The organism is Cohnella sp. GCM10027633, assembly GCF_042675445.1.
GTDB lineage: Bacteria > Bacillota > Bacilli > Paenibacillales > Paenibacillaceae > Cohnella.
Map to the genome: position 1 here is coordinate 42,608 of NZ_JBHTGV010000006.1, position 18,940 is coordinate 61,547.

Here is an 18,940-nt window from a genome sequence, read left to right on the forward strand (position 1 = left end):
GTGCATAAACGCGAGGTACGGTTATCTCGTCTCGGCCTTGCGGATCGCCCGCTCGACGCGTTGGCGCTTGCTGTCCTGCTCGATCCCGATCAGCCGGTCCAGGAGCGTCTCACGATATATCTGCTTGTTGCCCGCATGAACGAGCGGCAACGCGTTCTCCGCGTACATCGGCAGCTGATTCGTCGGACAACGCTTCAACTGGTCGAGCAAGAGCGGAAACGCATGCTCCGCGTAGGCATGGGTCGAGCTCAGCCTAACGAGTATTCCGAACGCGCGATCCCTCGCGATTACCGACCCGCTGTCTTCCGCCGCTTCCAGAATTGCCGGCAACAGCTCGTATACGTCGTCCGGCGACGTGAGCGCGATCGCCTCGATCGCGTTAATCGCTCCCCAAACGAGGCGGTTGTTCTTATGATCCAGCAACGAGGCGAACGTCTGCAATTCGCCGGAGATGAGCGCCGGATCGATCGCCCCGATCTCGTATAGCACCTTGATGCAATCGCTCTGGATCGCCCGGTTGGAGCCGAACAGATGACCGACGAGCTCCCTCACCGCGTTCGCGTCGCCTTCCGCCGCGATCTCCCGCGCCAAATCGATATTCGGCTCTTCGTCGTTTCGTCCGATGGACGAAGCCAGCTTCCTGATGACACCCATGTCGTCGGACTCCTCTCCGGTTAACCGGATTTCGCTTCCAAGCGATTCTCGCTCGCCACGACGACCCGGTTGCGTCCGCCACGTTTCGCTTCGTATAACGCGTCGTCCGCCGATCGGAACAGTTGCTCGGCGGCTTGCGCGTGCACGGGATAATTCGCGACGCCGATCGAGATCGTGACGCTCTGTCCCGTCGGGCTCGTCGTATCCATCATGTACGCGCGAACTTGCTCCGCGTCGTACGCTGCCGCATCGATATCGCCGTTCGGCACGAGGACGACGAATTCCTCTCCGCCCATTCTGCAGACGACGCAATCTTGGCCGAGCATGTCCTTCAACGCGCTCGCCAGGAACCGCAGCACTTCGTCTCCGACATCGTGTCCGAACGTGTCGTTGACCTTCTTGAAGTTATCCAAGTCCATGAGCAGAATCGAGAAGGGCTCCTGCTGCTCGATATGATGCGTCACGAATCGATCCAACGTCCGCCGATTGTACAGCCCCGTCAGCGGATCGGTCTGGGCTTCGCTGGTCAAATGCTCGAATTGATACCTGAAGTGTCTGACCGCCCTGCCGAACGCCTTGCTCAATTCGTTAGCCTCGTAGTTCCAGGAATGAATCCGAGGCAACTGGTCCTTATTGACTTGCGAGGGCGACAGCTGACTCGCGAATTGCGCCAGGGCGGCGAACGGAGATGCCAGCTTGCCGACGATCCAATAGATGAGGGCGATGAAGACGAGCAGCGCGGGCAGCATGTAGAGAACCAGCTTCTTGACGAGCTCTCTCGCCGACGCGAGCACCGTATCGTTAGGCGTCTGGGAGACGATGCCCCAATTCGCGGTTTCGATATAGGCGTAACTGGCGAGCATCTTCACGTCCCGCGAGTTGACGAACCGCAACTGCCCGCTAGACCGAGTCTTGACGGCTTCGATAATCGGACTGTTGGTAACGTCTTCCCCGATCCGACCGGCGTCCGGATGATAGAGCAAGACCCCCGACTCGCTCGTCACGTACGCGTACGTACCGTTCTCTTGCAAGGTCGTGTTGCCGAGAATCGTCTGGAAAATGCTCGTCTCATGCAGCCGAATCGAACCGCCGATGAAGCCTATATATTCGCCGGCGGCGTCATAGAGCGGCTGGCTAACCATAATAATCAGCTTGTTCGTCGTCTTGGACACGTACGGCTCGGAGATGAGCGGGCGGCGCTCCTTGAGCGCTTGCACCGTTCCTGCCGTATCGATCTTCGACCTGATGTTTTTAGGCGCGACGTTCGAACCTTCCACCAGATAACCGTCGCGGTCGATGACGAACACCGCGTTGAAGCTTCTATGCGTGCGTTGGAAGAGATCGAAGCGCTCGTGCAAATCCGGCCGCTTCAAATCACCGGCGATATAGCGGCCGAATTCGTTCAAGCTGTCGAACATATTGGCGAACAGCCCGTTCACGGTATCGGATATTTTGTCTACGTATACTTGGTTCAGTTGGAACGTCGTCCGCGTCAAGGAGCTTTTCTCGCTCCGGTAGCCGACGATCGCGCTGATCGTGAGCGTTACGACGACGCTTATAAGAACGATCGCGTTGACCGCGAATCTGAGCGTAAACCCTTTCTGTCCCCTCATCGTGATTACCCCTTGCTTCTAGTCTGAATGTCCTATTCGACGGCGAACGACATTTTCCCTGCCAATGCCCGATGAAATAACTTTAACTTTTCCTAGGTTTGGAAATTTGGTCTGAACGCCTTCCGAGACCGCATACAATAACGGTGACAATTGTCGTCCGACTGGAGCAACCGCGACCGACAAGAGGAGGATGCCAGCTTATGTACGACGCGCAATGGCGGGATTGGAAGCCATATGTTAGTCCTAACGACCCATGTCCGCCGATTAGAGTGAAGTGGTACGTCGTCCCGCCCAATCTATTCATTAATTATCAGCCGATGAATCTTCCGCAGTTCCCGCTGGAGGAAGCGCTGCGCAAAGGCACGTTATGGCCGGCGCTCTATAGCCCTTACCCTGCGCGCCGTAGCCCCAAAGGAGGGAAGACGAGTGGCTGAACGCCCCGAGCAAGGCGAGCGTCCCGATCCGCAGCGCAACAAGCGGGCGGAGGGAAGCGAGCGAGGGAACGCCGAATACTGCAGGGAGCTCGAGGAACTGCAGGCGGTAGACTTCGCGCTAGTCGAGCTGTCGCTCTACCTCGATACTCACCCGATGGATATGCAAGCCGTTCAGCAATTCAACCAGCTGGCGCAAAGAAGGCAACAGATCGCCGGCGCGTTCGAGTTGAAGCACGGCCCGCTCATGCAATTCGGGCATAGTTTCAGTCGGTTTCCGTGGCAATGGGTGGATACCCCGTGGCCATGGCAAGTGTAAGGGGGGCCGAGAATGTGGATCTATGAGAAAAAGCTGCAGTATCCCGTGCGTGTCAGCAAGTGCGATCCCCGCATGGCGAAATACCTGGTCGAGCAATACGGGGGAGCCGACGGCGAATTGTCCGCCGCGCTAAGGTACTTGAATCAGCGGTATTCGATACCGGATAAGGTCATTGGATTACTGACAGATATAGGAACGGAAGAATTCGCCCATCTCGAGATGATCGCCACGATGATCTACAAGCTGACGAAGGACGCGACGCCCGAGCAGCTCGAAGCCGCCGGACTCGGCCCACACTTCGTCAATCACGATCACGCGCTATATTACAACAATGCAGCCGGCGTCCCCTGGACAGCCGCTTATATTCAGGCCAAAGGCGATCCGATCGCCGACCTGTACGAGGATATCGCCGCGGAAGAGAAGGCGCGGGCGACGTACCAGTGGTTGATCGATTACACCGACGACGTCGATATTCAGGACAGCCTGAAGTTTCTCCGCGAGCGGGAGATCGTCCATTCGCTCCGCTTCAAGGAAGCGGTCGAGATTCTGAAGGCGGACCGGGAGCAGAAGAAGGTGTACTGATAGAGGTGCCGATGAATGAGAACCATTATGCGATAGTCAAACAACGGACACACCGGACCTTATTAAGCCGAATAATTACAAATGTCGAAATGTACGGACACACGTGATCTTATTTTCGTTCATCGCGAACAATTAATGGTCCGAATTGACTAATAACGACTTCTGTGTCCGCAACTGCGACTTTAAGTGGGTATTTCATCGAAATAGCTTCCCGTAGGTCCGCATCAACGTAATAAAGACCATGCATCGTCCTGCTCACGGCCGGCTGCATGGTCTTTCGTTCGTCTATCAAGTGCCACTTACGCCCGCTCCGGCGCCGAAGGCGTCTGCTGGCACGTCTCGCACACGCCGTACACCTCGAACCGGTGATTCAAGATGCGATAGTCGCCGGGAAGCTGCAGTTGCTGTTCCATCGGACAATATTCGAACGTCAGCGTCTTCTCGCAATTGACGCAAATCAGATGGTGATGATGATGGTCGAGACAGCTCCCCTTGAACTTCAGACCGCCGTCCATGAAGTAGAACTGTTCGAGCACGCCCATCTCGCTTAGCATCCTCAGATTGCGGTATACCGTCTCGAAGCTGACGCTCGGGTATATCCGGCTCATCTCGTCGTAGACGTCCTTCGGCGACAAGTACCCTTCGTTGCCGGCGAATATGTGCGCGAGCGTCTTGCGCTGATCCGTAATCCGCCAGCCGGATCGCGTCATCGCGGCGAGCATTTCCTGTTCCAAGTTCGGGTTAGACACGATGCTGCCCATCCTCTCCGGCTCGTTTCATTGAAACTTGATTTTGAAGTCGAACAGCCCGGCTTTGCGCATCGCCGAGAAGACGATGACGATGATCGGTCCGAGGAACACGCCGATGATGCCGACGAGCTCATAGCCGACGTACAAGCTGATCAAAGCTGACAACGCGCCGATGCCCACCGCGTCCCCGAGAATTTTCGGTTCGATGATGCGGCGCACGACCGTGATGACCAGGAACAGAACGATCAACCCGACTCCGATGAAGATATCGCCTACCACGAGCTGATAGATCGCCCATGGCACGAGCACCGAGCCCGTTCCGAGCACGGGCAGAATGTCGACGACGACGATCAAGAGCGCGATCGCGAGCGGGTACCCCGTACCGATAATGAGCAGCCCGATGAACGAAATGATATACGTTACGACGCTCAGCAGCAATTGGGCTCGCAAGAAGCCGAATACCGATTTCCGAAGGCTGACGAGCACTTCCTCGACCTGGCCCTTCGATTTGTCCTCGAACAGGTTGAGGAACGAGGTTTTCATCATCGGCATGCTGAGCGTGAACAGGTACACGGCAACGAGATAGACGATGAAGAAAATGAAGATATCCGGAACGCCGGAAACGAAGCCTACCAACCCCGCGGATACGTTCGTCGCAAGCGAGCCGAGCGCGTCCGTCAGATTGGTTAGCCAATCTTCCAATTGATCGGGAACCGGAGCTGCTCCTCCGCTCGTGTAGCTCTGCAGGTCTTCCAGCAAGTCTTTGATGTATGTACTGGCGTTATCGAGAATATCCGGCGTCTTCTTCAGGAAGTCGGCGAACTCGTTCACGAGCTTGATGCCGATGAGCGCCATTAAGCCGAGCAGGACGATGGTGAAGATCGTGCTGCTGATCGTCGATGCCACGAGGCGGTTCATCTTCGCCTTCCTGATCATCAACGTCGTTAACGGCTCTAGGAAAATAGCGGTGACGAGCGCGAGCAGGAATGGCGCCCCCACCGTGAATAATAGATACAAGAATACGACCGACGAAGCTAACAAGGCTATCGTTCTAATCGGCATTTCCGTTCCCCTCTCTCGAACCGGCTCTCCCCGCCGGTTACTCCCGTTCCTGGCTCGGTACGGCTTCATCCGCCGCAACGGGCGTTTTCGCGCGATAAATATGGACCCTGACGACGCGAAGCCGTTCCGTCTGCGCGATTTCGAACGTGAACCCCTGATAGGTCACTTTCTGCCCCTTATCGACGTTGCCCTCCAGATGGTTGAACATCCAGCCGCCGATCGAATCGACTTCTTCGTCCTCGATCGATAAGCCGAGCAGATCGTTGACTTCCTCTATGAGCATACGCCCGTCCACCGACGTTAATTCCCCTTTGACGACGACGCTCGGAAGCTCGTCGTCGAATTCGTCGTGGATCTCGCCGACGATCTCTTCCATGATCGTCTCCGCGGTCAGCATGCCCGCGGTTCCGCCGTATTCGTCGATGACGATGGCGAGCTGGGACTTCTTCCGTTGCATCAGCTTGAGCACCTTGCTGATCTCCATCGATTCGGGAACGCTCAGGATCGGCCGAAGCAGCTTGCTCAGGTCCTGCCCTTGCTCCGGGGATGCCATGAGGAGATCCGTAATGTGGACGAACCCGATAATCTGGTCTTTGTCCTCTACCCCGACCGGGTACCTCGTATGCTTCGTCGCATGCACGAGCTTCAAGTTGTCCTCTAACGATTGGCTCACGAACAGGCAGTCCATGTCCGTGCGCGGCAACATCACCTCGCGGGCAACCCGGTCGGCGAATTCGAACACGTTATCGAACAGCGTCATCTCGTCCTTGTCGATAATGCCCGTCTTGGCGCTCTGGTTCATCAGAATGCGGATCTCTTCCTCCGTATGCGCCGCGTCGTGCTCGCTGGCGGGTTCTACGCCGACCAACTTGAGCAGCCGGTTCGCCGTTCCGTTCAGGAACCAGATGACCGGTTGGAACAGCCGATAGAAGAGGTGCAGCGGCCAGGACAGCCATAGCGATACGCCGACGGACCGTTGAATGGCCAGCGACTTCGGAGCCAGCTCGCCGAGCACGATATGCAGGAACGTAATGATGCAGAAGGCGAACGCGAACGCGATCGGGTGGATGATGTCCGGATTCGTCACGCCGAAATCGTGCATGATCGGCTCGATGATCAGGTCGGCGAGCGCCGGCTCCCCGACCCAGCCTAATCCGAGCGAAGCCAGCGTAATGCCGAGCTGGGTCGCCGACAAATACGCGTCGAGCTTCCGATTGACCTTAAGCGCGTATTTGGCGCGAACGTTGCCTTCGTTGCTTAGTTGCGTAAGCCGCGTTTGCCGCACCTTAACGAGCGCGAATTCGGACGCGACGAAGAACCCGTTCAAAAATACGAGGAAAATAACGAGAAGCATATTCCATACGATCGGTCCCCATTGCAACTCTTCCAACTTATATCCAACTCCTCGTCAGCTTGCGTCCCATCGGACGATGTTCATCTTCAGAGAATCGCTCTCCTGCTCATGAAGTCGGCGCCTTTGTAATACATGTCGCCTACGAGCAGATTCGGTCCGCAGCAGCTCGCTTCCGGACAGTGGCAATTGATCGCGCGTTGCATCGGATGGTTCTGCCATTGTTCGAACACGTCGTCCAACCGGTTCGACTTGATATTGCCGAACGGCGGGATCGACGCGAAATCCGTAACGTAGACGTCTCCGCTGAACAAATTCACGTTCACCCGGTTGCGTCCGTCCGGATCGTTGCGGACGGTTACGTTAGGTTCTGCCATTAACCGCTTTACTAGTCCGCGTTCTTCCGGATTGTCCGAGCAAGCGAAGAACGGAAGCGTGCCGAACAGCATCCAGACGTCCTTGTCGCGACGATCGAGCAGCGCCTGTACGGATGCCCGCATCTGATCTCGCGTAATGGCCGGTAGACCGGACGCGAACGAGCTCGGATACATCGGGTGAACCTCGTGACGCTTGCATCCCATCCCGACGATCAGATCGTGAATGTCGGCGATTCGCTCATGCGTGCGGTAATTGATCATCGATTCGGCGGATACGAACAAGCCGCCCTCCGACAGTCTGCGCGCGTTGTCAATCATTCGTTCGTACAGCTTCGAAGTCGTCTCCGCCCTGACGTTGCGACCGGACTTCGCGAAGCCGATCCGGTGAAAGTCTTCCGCCTCTGTATAATTGAAAGAGATATGCATGACGTCAAGATACGGCGCGATCATCTCGTAACGTTCGTAATCGAGCGTTACGTTGGAGTTCAATTGCGACCGGATGCCCCGTTGTCGCGCGTATTTCAATAACGGCAGCATAATGCCGGTAATCGTCTCCATGCGGAACGTCGGCTCGCCGCCGGTCAGGCTGATCGTCTCCAGATGCTCCAGCTCGTCCAATCTGCGGAACACGAGATCCATCGGGATATGCGGCGCTTCTACCATCGTCAAGCTATCGCCTACCGCGCAATGCTCGCATCTCATATTGCACAGATGGGTAACCGTGAATTCGACGCTCGTCAATCGATGCCTCCCGTGCTGGCGCAGCGACCGGATCGGATCCCACGGATCGTATTCCGGCGAGAGCGGCTTCCAACCGGACGGCGGCGCGAATCGGGCCGACGCGGAAGGATAGGTGAAACCTTGCATGTTCAGTGCTCCTGTCTACAATGTCGTTACTCGTATTGTACCGGGCGGAAGGCTCCCAATGCAAACCGACTTTCCCTTGAACAGCTTGAACTGTAAGGGAAAGTCGGTTATCGGGGTTTATGCGGGCAACGAATCGGCGCCTTGTCCTCCCAATTCGATCGAGACGATCAGCACGTTCAGATGCTTGGACAGGTCCATGTCGAACGGAGCGGCCAGGTCCGCGCCGTCTTCGTCCGTAATGACCCGAACGATCGGCCGATGGGCGACGGCGGAATTAATATCGACGACGACGGCGATTTGACCCGTGTTCAGCTTCACGGTAATGCCGATCGGGTAGATCGCGACCTTATCGCGGAACAGCTTAAGCATGTCGGTGTCGTACAGCGTATCGCTGCCGGTATACAGCACCTCGACGGCTTGATGCGGCAGCATCGCGTCCTTGTAGATCCGGTGGCTGGTCATTGCGTCGTACGAATCCACGATGCCGATCAGCTTGGCGAAATCGTGAATGTCGCCGCCTTTCAGACCGCGCGGATAACCGCTGCCGTTAATACGCTCGTGGTGTTGGTAGGCGCAATGCGCGGCGATGAGAGGAATGTTCGGCTCGTCCTTGAGCAGATAGTACCCTCTCTCCGTATGGCGTTTCATCTCGTCGTACTCTTGCTTCGAGAGCGCGCCGGGCTTCAGCAGCACCTGCATCGAGATTTGCGTCTTCCCGACGTCGTGCAGCATCGCGCCGATGCCGAGGGTCATGAGCTGCTCGTGATCGTAACCGTTCGCGATGCCTAGCAATGAAGTGTATACGCAGACGTTCAAAGAGTGCGTGAACAAATAATGGTCGACCGTGTGCATGTTCATCAGCATGATCATCGCGTCGCGATTGCTTCCGAGCTCGTCCATGATGGCGTTCATCGATTGGCGTATGGCGCGTCCCACGTAGGGATACGTGACCGACTTGCGTCTGGCGGGCTGATCGACGAACTCCCGGAAGGCGAGGCGGATCGCTTGCATCGATTGACGCTGCGTCTCCTCCGAGATGAGCTCGGGCACCGACACGCCTTCCGTCCGGGCATCTTGCACGTACAAGAAATGAATGCCGCAACTGCCTAATCTTCGGATCAGCGCGCTCGTTAACTCGACGCCTTCCGCCAACAGCACGATGCCATCGTCAGAGTAAATTTTTTTGGCCAGCTTCATGCCCGGCCGGCATAACGAAATCGGCACCATGCGCATTCGTAACGATTCCCCCTTTGCCTCGAAGTCGTGTCTAATGTGAATGTAAGATATTTCCGACGTCAAGACAAGGCTTTATGGAAAATTATTCGACGCTTTTCGTCAAAATCCCCGTTTATCTGAGAACGAACCAGTAGAAAAAAGCAGCGAGAGCGAACCGATACCAGGCGAAATAGCGGAGCTTGATCTTCTGAAGCATTCTAAGGAAAGCGACGACGACTAGCCACGCCACGACGAACGATACGACGAAGCCGGTCGCCAGGAACCCGAGGTCGATCGCGCCGGAACGGAATTGATCGATGTTCGACAGCAGCTCGTACCCGGTCGCGACCGTCATGATCGGAATGGCGACGAAAAACGAGAAGTCCGCCGACGCCCGGTAGCTAAGACCGGACAGCATGCCCGCCGCCATCGTCGAACCCGAACGCGAGAAGCCCGGCCACAGCGCGGATACGCACTGGACGATGCCGATGATGAGCGCTTGCTTGTAAGTGATGTCGTCCATCGTCTCGGACGTCCGCTTGATTCGGCCGGAATCGTAGAGCGCCTCGGAAATCCACATGTAGATACCGCCGACGACGAGCGCCCAGAGTACCGGCGCCGCATGGAAGGCGTCGTCCTTTACGTAGTCGCGGAACAGGAAAGCCGCGCCGAGCGGGGGCACGATCGCGAGCGCGACGTGCAGCAGGTTAAGCCGGCGCGCCGGGAAGGCGTCTACCGACAGTCCCTTGACCGCTTCCTTGCGTCCGATGCCGAACACTTGCAAGATCTTGTTCCGGTAGACGAGCGAGATCGCCAGAATCGCCGCGAACTGGATAATGATCTCGAACGTCTTCAGTTCCTCCGGCGCAACGTCGTAACCGAGCAACTTGTTCGTCAGGATCATATGGCCCGTGGAAGATACGGGCAGGAACTCGGTCAAGCCTTCTACGATGCCTAGAATGATGGAATCGAACCAATGCAGCATGTTGCCTTGTCACTCCTCTGAATAGGTATATCCGTAACGACTACTTCGCGAAACGCCTTCGCGGGCGTCGGCAGTCGCGGACGAGCGCTTCGTCGTTAAGAGCCAGCGATAACGCATCCCGGATGAAATCCGGAAGATAGTAGCGAACGTCGGTGCCTTCCTTCAAGCCGAGGTATCCGACTCCGAACGTGAACATGTCGAGCGTGCCGACGACGTACGTCCGATCTTCCCGCAACGGTTCTCCGTCGATGCTCGCGGAGACGACGCGTTGATACGGGGGGCGCCCTTCGTCGATCGTTGCTTCGATTCCGTCCATGCACAGCGTTCCGAGCACTTTGCCCCGGAAGCCGAAGCCGCGGATTTCCAGCCCGTAATAGTCCGGGAGCAGGCTTTCCTCCAGCGTCCGTACGATCTGCCGTCCGCTAAGCTTGATCGTGCACGGATTAACGGGGGACGGACATAGCGCGTGAATCGTCTCCGCCGTCACGGGTCCGGCGGGCAAGCCGTCCAGCAACTGGCCGGCGTTCACGAGGCTAAGCTGGGCGCCCGTCGCCCGCCGCACCGCGCAGGCGAGAAGCGTCGCGAGCGGAGATTCCTCGAACGGATGATGCGGAAGCGGCTCGGATAGGTTCGCGATGCTCCGATTCATCCGCTCGCGGGCCGCCGCGCGATGATCGGCGACGATCCGCTCCGCAATCGGATCCGAAGGATAATCGTCCGTCGGCAAGCTGCCTCCCGCTACGGAGACGCGCCCGTCATCCAACCCGACCGTAAGCTCGAGATGTCCGATGTATTGGCCGTACTTCCCGGCCGCGCAGATCGCCGTTGCGCCCACTTGCGCGGGCGTCTCCAGCAAATGATGCGTATGGCCGCCGAGAATGAGATCGATGCCTTCGATCTCCGCGGCGAGACGCTCGTCGTACTTGAGTCCGAGATGGGAGAGCACGATCAGGACGTCGACGTTCGGACGAAGCTCGGTGACGCGGAAACGAGCGACGGAAATCGGGTCAAGCGATTCCCAACCGAGCAGCCGGTAATAGTCGTGGTACGCGGCGGTTAAGCCGACGACGCCGATACGCACACCCGCTTTGACGGTCGTCCACGTCGGTTGCATCCATGCCGGCGGTGTACCGGTCTCCTTCAGGATCATGTTCGCGCAGACGACGGGAATTCGGAAATCCGCGTACAACGCGGCAAGCTGCCCCGTCGTATAGGTCAATCCTTCGTTATTGCCGATGAGCACGGCGTCGTAACCGATGCGCTCGAGCAAGCCGCGGTTCACGAATCCGTCCGTGCCTTCCGTCTCCAAGCTGAAGCGGTCCAGGAAATCTCCGCAGTCGAGCAACAGCAGCCGATCTTCGCCTACGCTCGACCTCACGCCGTCGACGTAAGCGGCGATTCGCGAAGCGGCTTCGAAATGGCTATGGATATCGTTCGTGTGCAGCAGCGTCAACGTCGTCTCCCGAGCCCTCATCGAACCCTCCTCGGCATATGGCGATGGCCGTAGCTCGCGTCGTCCCCGAGCGCGGCGTCGGAGACGAAGACGATGGCCGCGACGCTCTTGACGTTCAGGCAAGCGCTCGTTCCGTCGGGTACGTATAGCCTGAGCGGCCCGCCCTTCGCGAGCGGTTGTCCGTCGATCGCGTATTGGAATAGCGCGCCTTCCAGCTGCGAAGCGGGAATGACCGCTTCAAAACCGTCTTCGGCGCGCACGAGCAGATGCGTGATGGCAGGTTGCCGGAAGGACGCATACCATGCCCGCAGTCCGAAAGCTTCGCCCGGCGCGTTCGGCACCCGGGTCGAAGCGGCGAACGACTCGCCCGCGCTCTCGCGCATCGATAGCGGGTTCGTCGTCATCTGACGACCGTCTATGAAGGTAACGATAACTTTATCGGACGACATCTTCTCTCCTAACCGCCGATCTGCGACATTCGCCGCTCCGTCGGCACGTGGCTCAGTTTCTCTCCGGCAAGCAGCGCGGCCATCTCGTGGTTCTCCGGCTTAATGTCCATCGCCTTCAGGAACAACCGGTCCATCGCTTCCGCCGATCCTAGCGCTTGCCGAACGTTCAATTCGTCGACCCAATAGAGGCAAGGCTTGATGTTGCCGTCCGCCGTCAACCGCAGCCGATTGCAGCTCTTGCAGAATTGGTCGCTGATCGGGTGAATGAGACCGAACGTGCCCGCGCCCCCTTCGATCCGCCAATTCTCGGACGGGCCGCTGCCCTGCGGACCCTCGACCTGCCGAAGCTCGTAGCCGAGACGCTCGGCTTCCTCCAACACGCGAGTGAGCGGCAAGTAATGGTTGCGCCAACTCGCATCGTCGTGTCCGATGGGCATATATTCGATGAAGCGGATGTGGAGCGGCTGTTCCTTCGCCAGCTTCAAGAACGTGCCGATCTCGTCTTCGTTGACGCCTTTCAGTAATACGCAATTCAGCTTGATCGGCGTCAATCCGGCTTCGGCTGCCGCTTCTACGCCTTCGAGCACTCTATTCAGGTCGCCTCGGCGGGCGATGAATTTAAACCGGGTCGCGTCTAGCGTATCCAAGCTGATGTTGACGCGGCGCAAGCCCGCTTCCTTCAGCTTCCTCGCTTGCGGCGCGAGCAATATGCCGTTCGTCGTGAGGGAGATGTCCTCTACGCCGGGCAACGCGGACAAGCCCGCGATCAATTCGTCCAAGTTCGGTCTGACGAGCGGTTCTCCGCCCGTAATGCGGAATTTGCGAATGCCGCTGCGCGCGGCGGACGCGGCGACTTCTACGATCTGGGCGTAAGAGAGCAGCTTCTCTTGCTCCATGAACACCATGCCCTCCTCGGGCATGCAGTAGAGACATCGCAAATTGCAACGATCCGTAACCGATATTCGCAAATAGGTGTGCGTTCTTCCGAATCGGTCGACCAAAGCCGGCATCTCATCCACTCCTTCATGCCATCTCGATCAGGCAGTCGCTATGCCTATAGCATAACATTTTCACGGTCGATATGGTATGCTTGGGTGAAGCAAAGTCTACCGATTACGGAAGGAAGTAGAACATAGAGATGACACAACATTGGTCGATCGCGCTGTTCGCCGGAATCGCCGATCGCATGGGCGAACGCGTCCTCCGCTTGGAATGGGAGGAATCCGTTCTCAGCGTCGCCGAAGTCAAACGGCGCCTGATGGAGCTGCACGGCGAGCATGCCGACCTGATCTCCCTCTGCTTCATGGCGCGCAACCGCGCTTACGTGAACGACGACGCGACCGTCGGCGTCTTCGACGAGCTCGCCCTGCTCCCGCCCGTGTCCGGCGGAAGCGACGAACAGCCGTCGGCCGCCGCTTCGCGCGCGCGACGGTACGTCGTCCAGCAGGACCCCATCGACGTGAACGAGGCGACGTCCGGCGTCTATCATCCCGACCATGGCGCGACGATCGCGTTCATCGGAACGACGCGGGAATGGACGCGCGGCAAACGCACCGTCACGCTCGAATACGAGGCGTACGAGCCGATGGCCGTGTCCGCCATGGAGAGCATCGGCGAGGAGATCGGCGAACGTTGGCCGGGTACGCTGACGGCGATCTTCCATCGCATCGGTACCGTTGGTATCAAAGAGATCAGCGTCGTCATCGCGGTATCCTCCCCTCACCGCGCGGATGCCTACGAGGCGAGCCGTTACGCGATCGAACGGCTGAAGATGACCGTTCCGATCTGGAAGAAGGAAATTTACGAGGACGGCACGGAATGGAAAGGCCATCAACTCGGCCCTTGGGATCCGCTGGCCGCTTACGAAGGATAGGAGGCGACCGTTCCGATGCAGCAGCCCTTGCTCCCGCCGGAGCAGCGTTACGCCCGCCAAATCCGGTTCCCGGCGATCGGCCCTAACGGTCAGCGCCTGTTGGGCGAAGCCCACGTCGCCATCGTCGGCGTCGGCGCGCTCGGCTGCGTGACCGCGAACCATCTCGCTCGAGCCGGAATCGGCAAGCTGACGCTCATCGACCGCGACGTCGTCGATCTGAGCAACTTGCAGCGCCAGTTGCTGTATGACGAATCCGACGCCATCGCGGGCAAGCCCAAAGCGGCAGCGGCGGCCGCGCGGCTCGCCGCCGTCAATCGCGATATTCGGATCGAAGCGCATATCGCCCATCTGTCCGCGGACAACGCGGAGACGCTGCTGCGGCACGCGAACCTCATCATCGACGGCAGCGATAATTTCGCCGTTCGCTACCTGGTCAACGAAGCGAGCGTCAAGCACGGAATCCCTTGGATCTACGGGGGAGCGGTTGCGAGCTCCGGGATGACGATGACCGTTATTCCCGGCGAGACGCCGTGCCTCTCTTGCTTGTTCCCCGAGCCTCCGGCCGGCGGTTCGCTCGATACGTGCGAGACGGCCGGCGTGCTGGCGCCGATCGTCGATACGATCTCGTCGATTCAGGCGATGGAAGCGATCAAGCTGCTGAGCGGCAACGCGAAGGCGTTGCACGGCGATCTGCTGCAGATCGACTTGTGGCATTCGCAGTGGCAATCGTTGTCCGTTCGCGACGCCAGGAGAACGGATTGCCCCGTATGCGGGCAACGCCGATTCGAGTCGTTGGACGGCGAGCGCGAGGAGTCGGCCGCCGTATCGTTATGCGGCAGGAACACGATCCAGATCCAACCGACGCGGCCGCTCGCCTATTCCTTGGCCCGATTCGCGGCTAGATGGGAAGCGATCGGCGACGTGGAGCACAACGAATATCTCGTTAAGCTACGGCGCGCAGGCACGCCGGATTTCGTTCTTTTCGCCGACGGGCGGGCATTGATCATGGGTACCGACGACGCGACGCTCGCACGTAGGTTATATACGGAACTGTTAGGAGAATGATGCCAAAACCTATTGCAAGTAAACGCTTTAGTTGGTAGCATAGAGACGAAACACCTATTAGCGAATTTTGTCAATCGATCGAAACTACTGTCGAGGTGCGACATGCGGGTACATATCACGGACGTACGATCAGGCGACCGGTTAACGGAAGATATATTCAATTCGTTCGGTTTGCATGTCCTCTCCAAGGGAGCTACCCTCAACGAGAGAGAGCTATCCCGTCTTTTCCAGCATCAGGTCGACTTCGTCGAGATCGAACACAGGGCGGGGGCCCAGGCCGCACCGGAGCCTTCCGGATACAATCCGCTGTTAAGGCCTTTATATCACGATGCGGTCGCGGGCGCCGAGCAATTGTTCGAACGCGCGCTGACCGACGGCAAGATCTACGAGGAAGACGTCAAGGAGAGCTTCCAGCCGCTCGTCGAGAACTTCAAGACGGAACGCGACGTCGTGTCGCTGCTGCTCCTCTTGAACAGCCAAGACGACTATACGTACCAACATTCCGTCCAGGTCGGCATGCTCAGCTATTATATCGCCAGATGGATCGGCTGGGACGAGGAAGATACCGTACGCGCGGGCAAAGCCGGCTTCCTTCACGATATCGGCAAATGCAAAATTTCCGACGCGATCTTGAACAAGCCGGAGAGGTTGACGAACGAAGAATTCTCCGAAGTGAAAAACCACCCGAAATACGGGTACGACATTCTGAAGTCGTCCATCGAAGACGCCGGTATCGCGCTAGCCGCGCTGCAGCATCACGAGCGGATGGACGGAACGGGCTACCCGCTCGGCCTGAAAGGCGACCAGATTCATCCGATCGCGAGAATCGTCGCCGTAGCCGACGTCTATAGCGCGATGATCTCTTCCCGCGTATACAGCGAGAAGCGCGACCTGCTCATCGTCTTGAAGGAAATGCACGAGTTGAGCTTCCAAGCGCTCGATCCAGAGATCACGCATACGTTCATTCGCCACATGATTCCGAACTTCATCGGCAAGAAGGTCGAGCTGACGAACGGGGAAATCGGCACGATCGTCATGTCCAATCCGACCGATTACTTCCGTCCGTTGATCAAGTTGGACGACGACAGTTTCTGCGACCTTTCCGCGGAGCGGAAGCAAGAAATCAAACAAATCTATATGTAACCGGCAAGGGCGGCGCCATCGCATGGCACCGCCCTTTTTTTGTGCCGAACTCCATCTAGAACAACCGTTTGGCGTACAGGAACGTGTCTTTCCAATACGGTTTGTTAATATCGGTCAGCTGCACGCCGTCCTCGGGTTTCGGACTCGCGTGAATCATCTGGCCGTCGCCGTAATACATGCCGACGTGTCCGACCGTCTCGTTGCTCTTGAATCGGCCCGGCACGTAGAAGAACAGCAGGTCCCCTTGCCTGAGCTGGTCGCGGTCGATCTGCTTCCCTCGTTCCGCCTGCTGTCTGGCCAATCTAGGCAAGTCCATTCCGTACTTATCGTAGACGTATCGGACGAACGTCGAACAATCGAACGTGCCGGACTCGCCGTACGACTCCGCTCCGAATTCGTATTTAACGCCCATATACTTCTTGGCGAACGAGATCATGTCTTCGCGGTCGGATTCGGCGATAGCGGCTTTCGCTCGCATATGGCCCGGCTTCGGCATGACGTTCGTAGGAGCCGCCGCTGGCTCGTCCTTGAAGTCCAAGTCCCCGCCTCGGACGCCCGTCTCTTCAGGAGTCGGCTTCGGGAAGAAAGCGACCTGCTCGGATTCCACGGCGAATACCGTGACGTCGCCGAATAGCGGCTTCAACCCGTCTACGGGAACGTAGAGGGCATTGCCCTCCTTAACCGCCGGCGCCGGCAACTTGATGTTCTTATCGGCCAGATCCACGTTGCTCTCGCCCGTGCGGAACTTCCACGCCGGATCGTTGTCTCCGACGCCGTAGCTTCCGTCGCGAAGCCATGCCCCATGATAGCCCGTAGCCTTAGCGAAATCGTCGAGCGAGACGTACGGCGCGTTCTGAATCGTCTTGATCGGCACGATGTGGCGACCTTCCGTTAAATCCTCGGGAGCTCCGCCGTTCGACTGCACCTTGACCGGTCCGGAATGTTGCTTCAGATCTTTCGTATCCCCCGGATTGTCCGTGCAGCCCGACAATAACAGGGCTCCTATGGCGATCGTAAGCAGCTTGCTTGTCCTCATACGGCGTTCGTCGCCTCCCTAATCGTTCATGCTCCATTAGGATGCGGCGGGCGATTCGGATTTATTCCGCGGGGCTCGCGGGCCGGATGTGGTGCGTCAAGAGATTCAGTCTCCTTACGCTGCTGTTACGGTCCCGAATTCTGAATGGTTAACCCTTAATAAGGTGAATTCGGGACCGTAAAGGCAGGCACTTCGTTCTTCAGGAGACTGATCTCTTTCCTTCCATCTTCCGCCCGCTCGCTTAATGGGTGTAAAAAAGCTCCCGGCGTTAATTCACCGGGAGCCCAATCTAAACATTAAATTAACCGATCGAGCCTTCCATCTCCAGCTTGATGAGACGGTTCATCTCTACCGCGTACTCCATCGGAAGTTCCTTCGTGAACGGCTCGATGAAGCCCATGACGATCATCTGAGTCGCTTCGGCGTCCGTCAATCCGCGGCTCATCAAGTAGAAGAGCTGGTCCTCGGATACTTTGGAGACGGTCGCTTCATGCTCGAGCACGATGTTGTCGTTGAAAATCTCGTTGTACGGAATCGTGTCGCTCGTCGACTCGTTGTCGAGGATGAGCGTGTCGCACTTGATGTTCGCCTTCGCGCCTTCCGCCTGACGGCCGAAGGATGCGAGACCGCGGTAAGTGACTTTGCCGCCGTGCTTGGAGATCGACTTCGATACGATCGTCGACGTCGTGTCCGGAGCGAGGTGGATCATCTTGGCGCCCGCGTCTTGGTGCTGGCCTTTGCCCGCGACGGCGATGGAGAGTACCATGCCTTTCGCGCCGCGGCCTTTAAGAATGACCGCAGGGTATTTCATCGTCAGCTTGGAGCCGATGTTGCCGTCGACCCATTCCATCGTCGCGTTCTCTTCCGCGACCGCGCGCTTCGTGACGAGGTTGTAAATGTTCGGAGCCCAGTTCTGGATCGTCGTGTAACGGACGCGCGCGTCCTTCTTCACGATGATCTCGACGACCGCGCTATGCAGCGAGTTCGTGCTGTAGATCGGCGCCGTGCAGCCTTCGACGTAGTGGACGAAGCTGCCTTCGTCGGCGATGATCAGCGTGCGCTCGAATTGGCCCATGTTCTCGGAGTTGATGCGGAAGTACGCCTGCAACGGAATTTCGCATTTGACGCCCTTCGGCACGTAGATGAAGCTGCCGCCGGACCATACCGCGCTGTTCAGAGCGGCGAACTTGTTGTCCGTCGTCGGAACGACGGTCGAGAAGTATTCCTTGACGATCTCGGGATATTCGCGAAGCGCCGTGTCCATGTCCGTGAACAGAACGCCTTGCTTCTCGAGATCTTCCTGCATGCTGTGGTAGACGACCTCGGACTCGTACTGAGCCGATACGCCGGCGAGGAACTTCTGCTCCGCTTCCGGAATGCCCAGCTTATCGAACGTCGCCTTGATCTCTTCAGGCACTTCTTCCCACGTCTTGCCTTGCTTCTCGGACGGTCTAACGTAGTACTGGATGTCTTCGAAATCCAGATCGTCCATGTTGCCGCCCCAACGAGGCATCTCCATCTTGCGGAATTGCTCCAGCGCCTTCAGGCGGAACTTGAGCATCCACTCCGGTTCGCCCTTGATTTCCGAGATCGTGCGGACGACTTCCTCCGTCAATCCTTTACCGGATTGGAAAATCGCCTTGTGCTCGTCGCGGAAGCCGTATTTATACTCTTCGAACTCCATCTCTTTCGCCATTTGCGCTCACTCCTTTGTTT

Annotated in this window: 19 protein-coding genes; 6 read left to right on the top strand and 13 right to left on the bottom strand. The window is 57.9% G+C overall.

What is annotated here, in order from left to right:
- Window positions 1-21: 21 nt before the first annotated feature.
- A complete protein-coding gene (locus ACFQZG_RS15790) occupies window positions 22-654 on the bottom strand; it encodes a hypothetical protein (protein WP_378154152.1) in 633 nt (210 codons plus the stop codon).
- 20 nt (window positions 655-674) lie between these two features.
- On the bottom strand, window positions 675-2,267 hold the full coding sequence (locus ACFQZG_RS15795) for a sensor domain-containing diguanylate cyclase (RefSeq protein WP_378154154.1): 1,593 nt from the start codon (window positions 2,265-2,267) through the stop codon (window positions 675-677).
- Window positions 2,268-2,467: 200 nt separating this feature from the next.
- Between ACFQZG_RS15795 and ACFQZG_RS15800 the strand changes: the two genes are divergently transcribed.
- The 3 genes from ACFQZG_RS15800 (at window position 2,468) to ACFQZG_RS15810 (ending at window position 3,599) form a co-directional block, all read left to right on the top strand.
- A complete protein-coding gene (locus ACFQZG_RS15800) occupies window positions 2,468-2,701 on the top strand; it encodes a spore coat associated protein CotJA (protein ID WP_378154156.1) in 234 nt (77 codons plus the stop codon).
- Window positions 2,702-2,798: 97 nt separating this feature from the next.
- Complete coding sequence (locus ACFQZG_RS15805; RefSeq protein WP_378154495.1) at window positions 2,799-3,017, top strand: spore coat protein CotJB; 219 nt, start codon at window positions 2,799-2,801, stop codon at window positions 3,015-3,017.
- Window positions 3,018-3,029: 12 nt separating this feature from the next.
- Complete coding sequence (locus tag ACFQZG_RS15810; RefSeq protein WP_378154158.1) at window positions 3,030-3,599, top strand: manganese catalase family protein; 570 nt, start codon at window positions 3,030-3,032, stop codon at window positions 3,597-3,599.
- Window positions 3,600-3,898: 299 nt separating this feature from the next.
- Here ACFQZG_RS15810 and ACFQZG_RS15815 read toward each other — a convergent pair whose 3' ends face one another.
- The 9 genes from ACFQZG_RS15815 to moaA form a co-directional block, all read right to left on the bottom strand.
- Window positions 3,899-4,321: a Fur family transcriptional regulator gene (locus tag ACFQZG_RS15815; RefSeq protein WP_378154497.1), complete on the bottom strand. Its 423-nt coding sequence runs from the start codon at window positions 4,319-4,321 to the stop codon at window positions 3,899-3,901.
- A gap of 54 nt (window positions 4,322-4,375) precedes the next feature.
- The gene (gene ytvI / locus ACFQZG_RS15820; RefSeq protein WP_378154160.1) at window positions 4,376-5,410 is read right to left on the bottom strand and encodes a sporulation integral membrane protein YtvI; all 1,035 of its coding nucleotides are present in this window, start codon (window positions 5,408-5,410) and stop codon (window positions 4,376-4,378) included.
- Window positions 5,411-5,447: 37 nt separating this feature from the next.
- Window positions 5,448-6,764 carry a hemolysin family protein gene (locus ACFQZG_RS15825; protein ID WP_378154499.1) on the bottom strand — a complete coding sequence of 439 codons (1,317 nt, stop codon included), beginning with the start codon at window positions 6,762-6,764 and terminating at the stop codon, window positions 5,448-5,450.
- A gap of 86 nt (window positions 6,765-6,850) precedes the next feature.
- Window positions 6,851-8,005 (bottom strand): radical SAM/CxCxxxxC motif protein YfkAB, encoded by a 1,155-nt coding sequence (gene yfkAB, locus ACFQZG_RS15830; RefSeq protein WP_378154162.1) that lies wholly within the window; start codon window positions 8,003-8,005, stop codon window positions 6,851-6,853.
- Between the two features lie 117 nt (window positions 8,006-8,122).
- Window positions 8,123-9,238, bottom strand: coding sequence for an HD-GYP domain-containing protein (locus ACFQZG_RS15835; protein WP_378154164.1), 1,116 nt, complete (start codon window positions 9,236-9,238; stop codon window positions 8,123-8,125).
- Window positions 9,239-9,353: 115 nt separating this feature from the next.
- Window positions 9,354-10,205: an undecaprenyl-diphosphate phosphatase gene (locus tag ACFQZG_RS15840; RefSeq protein WP_378154166.1), complete on the bottom strand. Its 852-nt coding sequence runs from the start codon at window positions 10,203-10,205 to the stop codon at window positions 9,354-9,356.
- Window positions 10,206-10,245: 40 nt separating this feature from the next.
- Window positions 10,246-11,679: a bifunctional metallophosphatase/5'-nucleotidase gene (locus ACFQZG_RS15845; protein ID WP_378154168.1), complete on the bottom strand. Its 1,434-nt coding sequence runs from the start codon at window positions 11,677-11,679 to the stop codon at window positions 10,246-10,248.
- Entirely contained in the window at window positions 11,676-12,107 is a 432-nt protein-coding gene (locus ACFQZG_RS15850) for a molybdopterin-binding protein (RefSeq protein WP_378154170.1), read from the bottom strand. Before ACFQZG_RS15850 ends, ACFQZG_RS15845 begins: the two co-directional genes overlap by 4 nt.
- An 8-nt stretch (window positions 12,108-12,115) precedes the next feature.
- The gene (moaA, locus tag ACFQZG_RS15855; protein ID WP_378154172.1) at window positions 12,116-13,117 is read right to left on the bottom strand and encodes a GTP 3',8-cyclase MoaA; all 1,002 of its coding nucleotides are present in this window, start codon (window positions 13,115-13,117) and stop codon (window positions 12,116-12,118) included.
- Window positions 13,118-13,245: 128 nt separating this feature from the next.
- Here moaA and ACFQZG_RS15860 point away from each other — a divergent pair, with 128 nt between their 5' ends.
- From ACFQZG_RS15860 to ACFQZG_RS15870, 3 genes are all read left to right on the top strand, one after another.
- Complete coding sequence (locus ACFQZG_RS15860; RefSeq protein ID WP_378154173.1) at window positions 13,246-13,980, top strand: molybdenum cofactor biosynthesis protein; 735 nt, start codon at window positions 13,246-13,248, stop codon at window positions 13,978-13,980.
- Between the two features lie 15 nt (window positions 13,981-13,995).
- A complete protein-coding gene (locus ACFQZG_RS15865) occupies window positions 13,996-15,045 on the top strand; it encodes a ThiF family adenylyltransferase (RefSeq protein WP_378154175.1) in 1,050 nt (349 codons plus the stop codon).
- Between the two features lie 102 nt (window positions 15,046-15,147).
- Window positions 15,148-16,188, top strand: coding sequence for an HD-GYP domain-containing protein (locus ACFQZG_RS15870; RefSeq protein WP_378154177.1), 1,041 nt, complete (start codon window positions 15,148-15,150; stop codon window positions 16,186-16,188).
- A gap of 55 nt (window positions 16,189-16,243) precedes the next feature.
- On the opposite strand, the gene ACFQZG_RS15875 is transcribed toward ACFQZG_RS15870, so the two are convergent.
- Both ACFQZG_RS15875 and sufB read right to left on the bottom strand, forming a co-directional pair.
- On the bottom strand, window positions 16,244-17,224 hold the full coding sequence (locus tag ACFQZG_RS15875; protein WP_378154179.1) for a C40 family peptidase: 981 nt from the start codon (window positions 17,222-17,224) through the stop codon (window positions 16,244-16,246).
- Between the two features lie 301 nt (window positions 17,225-17,525).
- Entirely contained in the window at window positions 17,526-18,920 is a 1,395-nt protein-coding gene (sufB, locus tag ACFQZG_RS15880) for a Fe-S cluster assembly protein SufB (protein WP_378154180.1), read from the bottom strand.
- Window positions 18,921-18,940 lie beyond the last annotated feature (20 nt).

Excerpts from the sequence above, each read along its gene's own strand:
- ACFQZG_RS15790 (WP_378154152.1), bottom strand. The coding sequence starts at position 654 with ATGGGTGTCATCAGGAAGCTGGCTTCGTCCATCGGACGAAACGACGAA.
- ACFQZG_RS15795 (WP_378154154.1), bottom strand. The coding sequence starts at position 2,267 with ATGAGGGGACAGAAAGGGTTTACGCTCAGATTCGCGGTCAACGCGATC.
- ACFQZG_RS15800 (WP_378154156.1), top strand. The coding sequence starts at position 2,468 with ATGTACGACGCGCAATGGCGGGATTGGAAGCCATATGTTAGTCCTAAC.
- ACFQZG_RS15810 (WP_378154158.1), top strand. The coding sequence starts at position 3,030 with ATGTGGATCTATGAGAAAAAGCTGCAGTATCCCGTGCGTGTCAGCAAG.
- ACFQZG_RS15815 (WP_378154497.1), bottom strand. The coding sequence starts at position 4,321 with ATGCTCGCCGCGATGACGCGATCCGGCTGGCGGATTACGGATCAGCGC.
- ytvI (WP_378154160.1), bottom strand. The coding sequence starts at position 5,410 with ATGCCGATTAGAACGATAGCCTTGTTAGCTTCGTCGGTCGTATTCTTG.
- ACFQZG_RS15825 (WP_378154499.1), bottom strand. The coding sequence starts at position 6,764 with ATGCTTCTCGTTATTTTCCTCGTATTTTTGAACGGGTTCTTCGTCGCG.
- yfkAB (WP_378154162.1), bottom strand. The coding sequence starts at position 8,005 with ATGCAAGGTTTCACCTATCCTTCCGCGTCGGCCCGATTCGCGCCGCCG.
- ACFQZG_RS15835 (WP_378154164.1), bottom strand. The coding sequence starts at position 9,238 with ATGCGCATGGTGCCGATTTCGTTATGCCGGCCGGGCATGAAGCTGGCC.
- ACFQZG_RS15840 (WP_378154166.1), bottom strand. The coding sequence starts at position 10,205 with ATGCTGCATTGGTTCGATTCCATCATTCTAGGCATCGTAGAAGGCTTG.
- ACFQZG_RS15845 (WP_378154168.1), bottom strand. The coding sequence starts at position 11,679 with ATGAGGGCTCGGGAGACGACGTTGACGCTGCTGCACACGAACGATATC.
- ACFQZG_RS15850 (WP_378154170.1), bottom strand. The coding sequence starts at position 12,107 with ATGTCGTCCGATAAAGTTATCGTTACCTTCATAGACGGTCGTCAGATG.
- moaA (WP_378154172.1), bottom strand. The coding sequence starts at position 13,117 with ATGCCGGCTTTGGTCGACCGATTCGGAAGAACGCACACCTATTTGCGA.
- ACFQZG_RS15860 (WP_378154173.1), top strand. The coding sequence starts at position 13,246 with ATGACACAACATTGGTCGATCGCGCTGTTCGCCGGAATCGCCGATCGC.
- ACFQZG_RS15865 (WP_378154175.1), top strand. The coding sequence starts at position 13,996 with ATGCAGCAGCCCTTGCTCCCGCCGGAGCAGCGTTACGCCCGCCAAATC.
- ACFQZG_RS15870 (WP_378154177.1), top strand. The coding sequence starts at position 15,148 with ATGCGGGTACATATCACGGACGTACGATCAGGCGACCGGTTAACGGAA.
- ACFQZG_RS15875 (WP_378154179.1), bottom strand. The coding sequence starts at position 17,224 with ATGAGGACAAGCAAGCTGCTTACGATCGCCATAGGAGCCCTGTTATTG.
- sufB (WP_378154180.1), bottom strand. The coding sequence starts at position 18,920 with ATGGCGAAAGAGATGGAGTTCGAAGAGTATAAATACGGCTTCCGCGAC.